At 62.1% G+C, this 8,779-nt stretch carries 8 protein-coding genes; 3 read left to right on the forward strand and 5 right to left on the reverse strand.

Going from position 1 to position 8,779, the window contains the following annotated elements:
* Positions 1-81: 81 nt before the first annotated feature.
* A complete protein-coding gene (gene mscL, locus ACVW0Y_RS04335) occupies positions 82-501 on the reverse strand; it encodes a large-conductance mechanosensitive channel protein MscL (RefSeq protein ID WP_457436297.1) in 420 nt (139 codons plus the stop codon).
* A gap of 161 nt (positions 502-662) precedes the next feature.
* Here mscL and ACVW0Y_RS04340 point away from each other — a divergent pair, with 161 nt between their 5' ends.
* Both ACVW0Y_RS04340 and radA read left to right on the forward strand, forming a co-directional pair.
* Positions 663-911, forward strand: coding sequence for a YdcH family protein (locus ACVW0Y_RS04340; RefSeq protein WP_457436299.1), 249 nt, complete (start codon positions 663-665; stop codon positions 909-911).
* Positions 912-988: 77 nt separating this feature from the next.
* Positions 989-2,356 (forward strand): DNA repair protein RadA, encoded by a 1,368-nt coding sequence (gene radA / locus ACVW0Y_RS04345; RefSeq protein WP_457436300.1) that lies wholly within the window; start codon positions 989-991, stop codon positions 2,354-2,356.
* An 82-nt stretch (positions 2,357-2,438) separates the two neighbouring features.
* Here radA and ACVW0Y_RS04350 read toward each other — a convergent pair whose 3' ends face one another.
* The 3 genes from ACVW0Y_RS04350 to ACVW0Y_RS04360 form a co-directional block, all read right to left on the reverse strand.
* Positions 2,439-2,807: a PilZ domain-containing protein gene (locus ACVW0Y_RS04350; protein WP_457436302.1), complete on the reverse strand. Its 369-nt coding sequence runs from the start codon at positions 2,805-2,807 to the stop codon at positions 2,439-2,441.
* A gap of 80 nt (positions 2,808-2,887) precedes the next feature.
* On the reverse strand, positions 2,888-5,038 hold the full coding sequence (locus tag ACVW0Y_RS04355) for a hypothetical protein (RefSeq protein WP_457436334.1): 2,151 nt from the start codon (positions 5,036-5,038) through the stop codon (positions 2,888-2,890).
* A 40-nt stretch (positions 5,039-5,078) separates the two neighbouring features.
* Positions 5,079-6,236, reverse strand: a complete 1,158-nt coding sequence (locus ACVW0Y_RS04360; RefSeq protein ID WP_457436304.1) for a DUF3142 domain-containing protein — start codon at positions 6,234-6,236, stop codon at positions 5,079-5,081.
* Positions 6,237-6,439: 203 nt separating this feature from the next.
* On the opposite strand from ACVW0Y_RS04360, the gene ACVW0Y_RS04365 reads away from it, so the two are divergent.
* Positions 6,440-6,946 (forward strand): DUF3015 domain-containing protein, encoded by a 507-nt coding sequence (locus ACVW0Y_RS04365; RefSeq protein ID WP_457436306.1) that lies wholly within the window; start codon positions 6,440-6,442, stop codon positions 6,944-6,946.
* Positions 6,947-7,012: 66 nt separating this feature from the next.
* Here the strand turns inward: ACVW0Y_RS04365 and ACVW0Y_RS04370 are convergent, their stop codons facing one another.
* A complete protein-coding gene (locus tag ACVW0Y_RS04370) occupies positions 7,013-8,218 on the reverse strand; it encodes a hypothetical protein (protein ID WP_457436308.1) in 1,206 nt (401 codons plus the stop codon).
* Positions 8,219-8,779 lie beyond the last annotated feature (561 nt).

Below are 8,779 nucleotides of genomic sequence, written 5' to 3' on the forward strand. Positions count from 1 at the left end.
CGCTAAAACCTCCGTCGTCCCAGCGCAGGCTGGGACCCAGAATCTCGCAGAAATACGCGTGGTGTCGAAGCACTATCCAGCTCAAAGCGGTGGTTGTTTATCCACAGCGTTTTCGCTCTTGAGCAAATCCCGAATCTCCGTCAACAACACCACCTCAGCCGTCGGCGCAGGGGGTGCCTTGGCCTGTTCCTTGTGCAGCTTATTGATCGCCTTCACCCCCATGAAAATCGCAAACGCGACAATCACAAAGTCCAAACAGGTCTGCAGAAACTTGCCGTACGCCAGCAACACAGCCGGCTTGTCGCCGACAGCTTCTTTAAGCGTAATCGCCAGATCAGAGAAATCCACTCCGCCAATCAACAGGCCAATGGGCGGCATCACCACGTCGCCAACGAATGACGAAACGATCTTGCCGAACGCCGCGCCAATGATGATCCCGACCGCCATATCGATGACATTGCCTTTAACTGCAAAGGCTTTGAATTCGCTGAGTACGCTCATAGATGGACTCCCTGTTACTGATAATGGTTGGAGGCAGTGTAGAGCAGCGCTTTAGCCACTCCCAGCTTCAAATGACCGGCCCGAGCCAATGGTGTTCCCCGATGTTGCCGCTGGTCTAGGCTGTAGAAGACACCACCCCCAACCGCGACAGGAGACGGCCCATGACCCTCGAACACCATCCGCTGCATCAGGAATTTCCCGAATTCCAGGAAGAACTGCAACGGCTGCTGGGCCAGGATGCGCAATTCAGTCGGCTGGCTGCCGAGTATTCAGCGCTGGACAAGCAGATCTTTCAGGTCGAGGACGGGCGTCACGCCATGGACGACAGGGCGCTCAAGGCGCTAAAGAACGAGCGGGTGCGGCTCAATCTGGAAATTTCCCGGCGGCTGCAGGAGGCCAGTAGCGACTAAAGGCCGGAGCACAGGCCATACGCCACGGGCGTCGGTAGCTGAGCTATCATCGGCGCTTTTCGGCGAGGGGGGTTGAGATGGCCAAGGCCAAGCGTATGTATGGCTGCACCGAGTGCGGTGCGACCTTCCCCAAATGGGCCGGCCAGTGTGGCGAATGCGGTGCCTGGAACACCCTGGTGGAAAGCATGATCGAGGTCGGTAGCGAAACCGCTGCCAGCGGTCGTGCCGGCTGGGCCGGGCAACAGGCGCAGTTGAAAACCCTGGCCGAAGTCAGTGTGGAAGAAATGCCGCGCTTTTCCACCGCCTCGGCCGAGCTGGACCGCGTGCTCGGTGGCGGTCTGGTGGATGGCTCGGTGGTGCTGATCGGTGGCGACCCCGGCATCGGCAAGTCCACCATCCTGCTGCAGACCCTGTGCAATATCGCCACCCGCCTGCCCGCCCTGTATGTCACCGGCGAGGAGTCGCAGCAGCAGGTGGCCATGCGCGCGCGCCGTCTGGGCCTGCCGGAAGACAAGCTCAAGGTGATGACCGAAACCTGCATCGAGTCGATCATCGCCACCGCCAAAGTGGAAAAACCCAAGGTCATGGTGATCGATTCGATCCAGACCATTTTTACCGAACAACTGCAATCAGCCCCCGGCGGCGTCGCCCAGGTGCGCGAGAGCGCGGCCTTGCTGGTGCGTTATGCCAAGCAGAGCGGCACGGCAATCTTTCTGGTCGGCCATGTGACCAAGGAAGGTGCCCTGGCCGGGCCGCGGGTGCTTGAGCATATGGTCGATACCGTGCTGTATTTCGAGGGCGAGTCCGATGGCCGCCTGCGCTTGCTGCGGGCGGTGAAAAATCGCTTCGGTGCGGTGAATGAGCTGGGCGTATTTGCCATGACCGACCGGGGGTTGAAGGAAGTCTCCAACCCCTCGGCGATCTTTCTTACCCGCGCTCAAGAAGAGGTGCCGGGTAGTGTGGTAATGGCCACCTGGGAAGGCACTCGGCCGATGCTGATCGAGGTGCAGGCGCTGGTGGACACCAGCCATCTGGCCAACCCACGGCGGGTAACTCTGGGCCTGGATCAGAACCGTCTGGCCATGTTGCTGGCGGTATTGCACCGCCACGGCGGCATTCCCACCCATGACCAGGATGTGTTTCTCAACGTGGTGGGCGGGGTGAAGGTGATGGAAACCGCTTCCGACCTGCCGATCATGGCGGCGGTGATGTCCAGCCTGCGCAACCGGCCGTTGCCCCATGACTTGCTGGTGTTTGGCGAGGTGGGGCTGTCCGGCGAAGTGCGGCCGGTGCCCAGTGGTCAGGAGCGTTTGAAGGAGGCAGGCAAGCATGGCTTCAAACGCGCCATCGTGCCCAAAGGCAATGCCCCGAAAGAAGCTCCGCCGGGGTTGCAGATTATTGCCGTGACGCGTCTTGAACAGGCGTTGGATGCGTTGTTCGAGTAAAGGCCATCGCGGCTAAAGCCCCTCCCACATGGAAAGGCGTTCCCTGTGGGAGGGGCTTTAGCCGCGAGCTTTTTAGTCGCCGTTACGCCTCACCCAAAGACGTCAGCTCGCGCTCCAGCAAATCCTCATCGCCCAGATTCAACTCCACCAGCCGGCGCAGATGGCTGATCGAATCCAGGTCGATATGCCGGCATTCAAAGCCGAGCAATCCGCTGTTGTCGCGGGCCAATACCACTTCCATACGTACATACACATCCGGGCTCAGGCGCACGCTGGCGTCGAACGCCTGACTGGCATCACCGCTCCAGTTTTCCGGGCGCTGCGCCAGCAGGCCTTTGAGGGAAAGGTCGTGCAGTTCAACCGTCCAGCGCTGATCGCCCTGGGCGATCTCGGTGCTGGCGTCGAAGGCAATACGCTGAAAGCGCCGACGCTCGTTGGTTGACTCACTCATGGGGTTGGCTCCAGTAGGCAGTGACTATCCGATATCAACAGGGCAGTTCCGTTCCATCACTATAGTCAAGATAGTCAAGGCTACGGCCCCCGCGATGGGTCGGTTGGTTGAACTGTGACACGGCGCTTCTTGCGCCAATATCCAGCCGCCAATACGCCGCCCACCAGGGCCAGGCCGAATAGCCAGCCTTTGTAGGGGCGGGCGCTGCGGCGCAAATCGTCCAGGCGCAGTTGCCAGAGGTCGCGGTCGACACTGGCGAAGTTGGGCTCTGGGCAGTTATTGCCGAAGTTGATCGCCCAGGGCACCGCCGGGCCGTTTTCCACGTAGCGCTGGTACAGGCTGCGGGCCAGGGCCTGATCGCTCCACTGAATCCAGCCGGTGGCCTGGCACAGGGTGGCGGCATAGGCCTGACTGGTAGGCGGCAGCAGATCCGCCGCCTGGCTGCCCAGTTCGGCGGCGACCCAGCGGTAGTGGTAGCGATTGTTCGGTTGCGCCAGGTTGGCGTTCTGCCGGTCCACTTCGCCGCGACTGAGCAGGCCGGCCGGCTCCTGGGTTTGTACGCGCTCAAGGCTGTACAAACCGTCGAACCAGGCAAAGTCGGGCGACATCTCATAGCCGAGCAACTCCAAACCCTGGTGACGGGCCAGCTTGCCGGCCTGGTACAGCGCTTCGGCTTTGCCGCTGTCGCTCCAGCGTGCGGCGGCGGCCTTGCGGGCCTGGCCATAGTCGCGGGCGGCGGCTTGCAGACTGAGTTCGTAGAAGTAGGCCGGTGCCTCGTCGTAGCGCCCCTCGCGCAACAGGCGGCGACCCAGCAGTTGGCGCAACTCGGCCGCCACCGGGCGCGGTTGATAGGTGAAGGGATCGGGCGGCGTGGCAATCGCAGGCGGTGCCGGCACCTGGGCATCCACGAAGGTTTTCAGCTCGTCGGTGCTCAACACCCGCTCGGCCACTTCGGCGGTGTCGGCCCAATAGATATAGCCGCTGCGATACAGAGCCTCGAACGCTTCCAGATAATCGCCACGTTGCAAGGCCAGAATGGCACCTTCGCCCTCGACCCGGCAGCGCGGTTTCAGGGTTTCGCCATTCCAATCGTAGTCCCGTCGCCAGCCCCAGCTTTCGTCTTCGGGAAAGGCTTGCGCGGCCTTGGCATAGGCGGCCTGGGCACCGGCGTTATCGCCATTGCGCAAGGCCATCTTGGCCCGCAGCCACCAGGTCATACCGGTGTCGGCCGCATGTTCGAGCAGGGTGGCGGTGGCGGCGTAGTCGCCAAATTGATAGCTGAGGGCGGCCAGGCGATCAGCGTTGGCCAGGGTGACGATGGCATTGCGTTGCAGCAGTTGCACCAGGGCTTTCTCGCCGCTCGGCTGATCGCCATAGGACCAGCCGGAATGGGTGACCAGATAGGCCGTAAGCAATTGCTGCACCGGCAGTTGCTGCAGCAGCGGTGCCAGTTGGGCCTCAGGCATTTGCGTCAATTGCACGGCCAACTGCTTCATCGAGCTGTAGCCGGTGGTGGACCCCAGTTTCAGCTGACTGGCATACAGCGGAATAGCCGCCGACCAGTTGCCGGCATCCAGTTCCAGCCGCGCTTCTTCGCCGAGGCTGGCGATGCCCAGTTCCATGGGGTCACTGGCACCGGCCAGGGCGAGCTGGCGGGTGAGCTGGAAGGCCTGTTTGGCTGCCTGCAGATCGGCTTGGCGGGCCTCGCCGATTTGCACTTCATTTAGTTCCGCGGCCCGCGCTCCATCGGCACTGCGGGCCAGACTGCGCCCCAGGGAGTACGCGGCCCAAATGCCACGCAGTTGCCGTTCGCCCTCGGGCAAGGCCAGCACTCGACGGAAATAGGCCTGGGCGCGGACGTCGTCCAGCTGGGCAAAGGCCACCGCGCCGGCGGTGTACAGGCGCAACTCGGCGGGCAGTTCGGCGCCGGCCTGCTCGGCCTGCAGCGGGTCGTTGAGCTGGCGCAGTTGGCGCACCCTGGCCAGTTGCTCGGCGCTCAGGCCCTGGGGCTCGGCTACCTCGAGTTCTTCCAGGTAACGGCTTTGGTTGGCATCCCAGCGGCTTTCGCTGTCGTAGCTGGCCGCTTGTTTCAGCGCGGGCGTATCGATGGCCAGGCGGCTGGCCTCAAAGTTGAAGTTGCCTTCCGGCAGGTCCGCCAGGCTGTAGGCCCGGTCGCGCAATAGGCGCATGGGATAGTCCGGTCCGCAGGCCAGGGCCACGGGCGAAACCATGACCGCAGCCACGGCAATGGCGAGCAAATAGCGAGGCAAATTAAGGCGTGACACGAAATCCTCCTTGATCCAGCTGTGAGCAGCGCAACCAACCCAGGGCGCGACTGTGGCCGGCGGCCAACTGGCCGGGCTGTTGGCGAACAAATTCGAGACTATTGGCCGCGCGTTGCAGGCGATAGCCCTGGGCCCCGTCACCGGCTTGGCAGCTGGCGCTGGCATTGCTCAGGTGTGGCGGCAACGCGGCGGGCAGATTGCCTGGGTTAGTCAGGCGCAATTCATACAGCTCGGCATTTGCATCGGCTTGTTGCTGCACCGTCACCTGCACGTCGCTGTGCAGCGCTTGTCGATGCATGACGGCCTGCAGGGTAACCAGCGGCCAGGCGCGGCGATCACCGGCCAGCGGCAGGCGAAACCATATCAGCCCGGCCAACTGCGGCACGGGCGAGTTATCCAGAGTGCGCAGCAGTTCCGCTACCTGCGCCGGTTCGGCCTGCAACTCCTGGCGGCCACCGCCCTGGCGCAACGGCACTTCGCTTTCCACCGCGCCATCGGCCGTCAGCGCCGCCCCATAGGCAGGCAGAGCGAGCAGAAAGGGTTTGCCGCTGAGCCGGGCATAGGCGCGGGCCCAACGTTCGGCCTGCCTGGCATCGAACAGCCCGGCCTCGGGGCGATTGACCGCATGCACTTGCAGCACTGAACCGTCCACCTTTGCCAGCAACGTCTTGAGTGCCGGGCTGCTTAGCCAGGCGGGCAGGGCGGTGATGCTCAGGCTCAGCTCGGCCGGCAACTCGCTACGAATTTCCTGCAGCAGCGCCGCGTAGGCGGGCAGACGGGCGCTGGCGCAGTCATGGTCGATTTCCACGCCGCGCAGGTTCAGGCCACTGGCCTGCCAGATGCGCACAATGCTTTGCAGGTGTTGGCGGATGGCGCTGTTGTCCAGGCGTGGCAGTTGGCCGTCGAGGCGGATCACGGCAATCAGCGGCCGGCCATCCTGGCGCAGCAGCTCGCTGTCGATGCGCGCTTGAATCCAGCCTTCCTCCGGGTGTGCCTGGGCGGCCAGCACCCGCAGGGTGGAGAAGTCTGCACGGCTGTCTGCCAGGGCCTGGGCATGGGCCGGGCGCCATTGCCGCTGCCAGATATACACCTGCTGATCCAGGGCTATGGCGGGCGGCCGTTCGCAGCCGGTCAGGGCCAGCATGGCCAATACAAAGAGAAGAAATCGCTGAAGCGGCAGAAGGGCAAACACAGACGGCAGGGCTCAGGCTGAGTGCGGCAGGCATGGTGCCACCGGCGTTGGCGGTGTGCCAAGCCTACCGGTCGTCCGGCGTCGGTTTGACAGGGGGGGATGTGTCACCAAAGCTGCAAGAGCGTTTTACAACAAATAACTGCGGAGCGCAGACCATGGATAAGCGACTGCTTGGCAAAGTTTTGACTCTGGCGATTCTTGGCGCTACCAGCTTCGCCGCCCAGGCCGATCAGGCCGGCGGTGGCGGTTGCGGCTGGGGCAATATGTTGTTCGAAGGTCAGCGCGGGCTGGCCCCTCACCTGCTGGCCACCACCACCAACGGCACCTCGGGCAACGCCACGTTCGGTCTGACCTCCGGCACCAATGGTTGCGACTCCCACGTCAAACTCGGCTACGGCGGCCGCTCGATGCTGGCCATGAACGGCATGCTCGACTCCATTGCCGAAGACATGGCCCAGGGCCAGGGCGAAGCGCTGGATGCCTACGCCACCTTGCTGGGTGTGGAAAAAGCCGACCGCGAGCATTTCGCCCAGGTCACCCACGCCAACTTCGACAGCATTTTCTCCAAGGCCGATGTCACCAGCGAACAGGTGCTGGCCAACACCCTGGATGTAATGAGCAAGGATGCGCAACTGGCGCGCTATGCCAAACAGCCGGCCTGATGGGCCCAGCGGCAAAATAAAAAAGGGCTGGTGATACCAGCCCTTTTTTGTGCCTGCGATTTGCCGTTATTGCTCCGGCGTTGTGCAGGGGCCCGGTGCTGGCGTTCCCGGTGTTGAGACTGGGCACGGACGCACCCGTGGCGTTTGCTTGGTAGCGTCAGCGGCGTTGTCCCCAGCCCCGTCGGGGTAGTCCACTGGCGGTTCGGTGGGTGCTAGGGAGGTAGTGTCGTTGTCCGGTTTGGGTTCAGCTGGCGGAACGTCGTCATAGTCCGGCGCAAGCTCACCCTTTTTCCAGCCAAGTTTGATCAACTGGTCATTGGTCAACTCGTTGGTTGGGCGCCACGCGAAGCGAATCCAGTCGTCGTCAGCCGTTCCTGCTGCGGACTGTGAGGGCAGATCTGTTTTTGGCGGAGCGTTGTCATAGTCCGGCGCAAGCTCACCCTTTTTCCAGCCAAGTTTGATCAACTGGTCATTGGTCAACTCGTTGGTTGGGCGCCACGCGAAGCGAATCCAGTCGTCGTCAGCCGTTCCTGCTGCGGACTGTGAGGGCAGATCTGTTTTTGGCGGAGCGTTGTCATAGTCCGGCGCAAGCTCACCCTTTTTCCAGCCAAGTTTGATCAACTGGTCATTGGTCAACTCGTTGGTTGGGCGCCATGCGAAGCGAATCCAGTCATCGCTTGCCGATCCTTCTGCGGGCTGCGCTGGCAGATCCTCCCTTTTCAAACCGAGCTTGCTCAGTTGCTCGTCCGTCAGTTTGTCCAGATTCAATGTACGGCGGATTTGATCTTTACTTTTCTCGGTTATCAATATGTCCTCCAGCCGTACCGGGTCATCGGCCTGCTTGTTTGCGTCTGGCCGTGAAGTTTGGGCATCCGGATCGGGCTTGGCGGAGGTTGGAGTCGGGTCGTCCGGCTTGGCTTTTTTCTTATTCACAACGGCATAAATAGGCTCCTCGACATCTGCGCTTGAGGATGGTGGCTCAGCTTTTTTCGGCGTTACCTGATCGATATCGGCGTAGTCCGATGATTTCTTGGTCGGGCTCGAAGAGCTCGGCTCAGTCTTCTTCGGCGCTATCTCATCGATAGAGGCGTAGTCCGATGAGCTGCCATAGGGGCGTGCTCCATCGTAATCCGGCTCAGGTATGGACCTACCCGAGGCGTCGGACGCGCTCGAACTTGACGACGACTGACCTGCCTTGAGGGACTGTGACTCGGCGTCCGAATCGAACGACATGTTGTTTGTGCGGGCCTGCGCTTGATCTGCATCGCTCAATGTTGATTTCGAGTCGGAAAGATCAGACTTGTTCGTTACTGAGGACGTGTCGGAGGCATCCGACCTTTCCGTATTGGCGCGCGAGCGCGAGTAGGGCGGCAGTTCCGTTTCGTCCGACCCCCTGCTAGCGACAGAGGCCGCGTCCGACTCCTCTGCTTTTCCTCTGGCTCCAGTCTCAGCGGACGCCTGCGAGTCCTGGCTGGATGAGCGCCTTGATGCGGTTGAACTGCCGTCCGGTTCGCTCTCCTCAGGAATATCGCTGAGGCGACGTCGTTGGGTAGCTGGGGCGATAGGGTCAGAGGCTCCCGGTCCGAAGCGTGTGGAGATCTCCTCTCTATTGGAGCCCGGCGAGCGGGTTGGGATAGGGTCAGAGTTTCCCGGTCCGAAGCGTGTGGAGATCTCCTCTCTATTGGAGCCCGGCGAGCGGGTTGGGATAGGGTCAGAGTTTCCCGGTCCGAAGCGAGTAGAGATCTCCTCTCTATTGGAGCCCGGCGAGCGGGTTGGGATAGGGTCAGAGTTTCCCGGTCCGAAGCGTGTAGAGATCTCCTCTCTATTGGAGCC

This window comes from Pseudomonas sp. TE3786 (assembly GCF_054057335.1).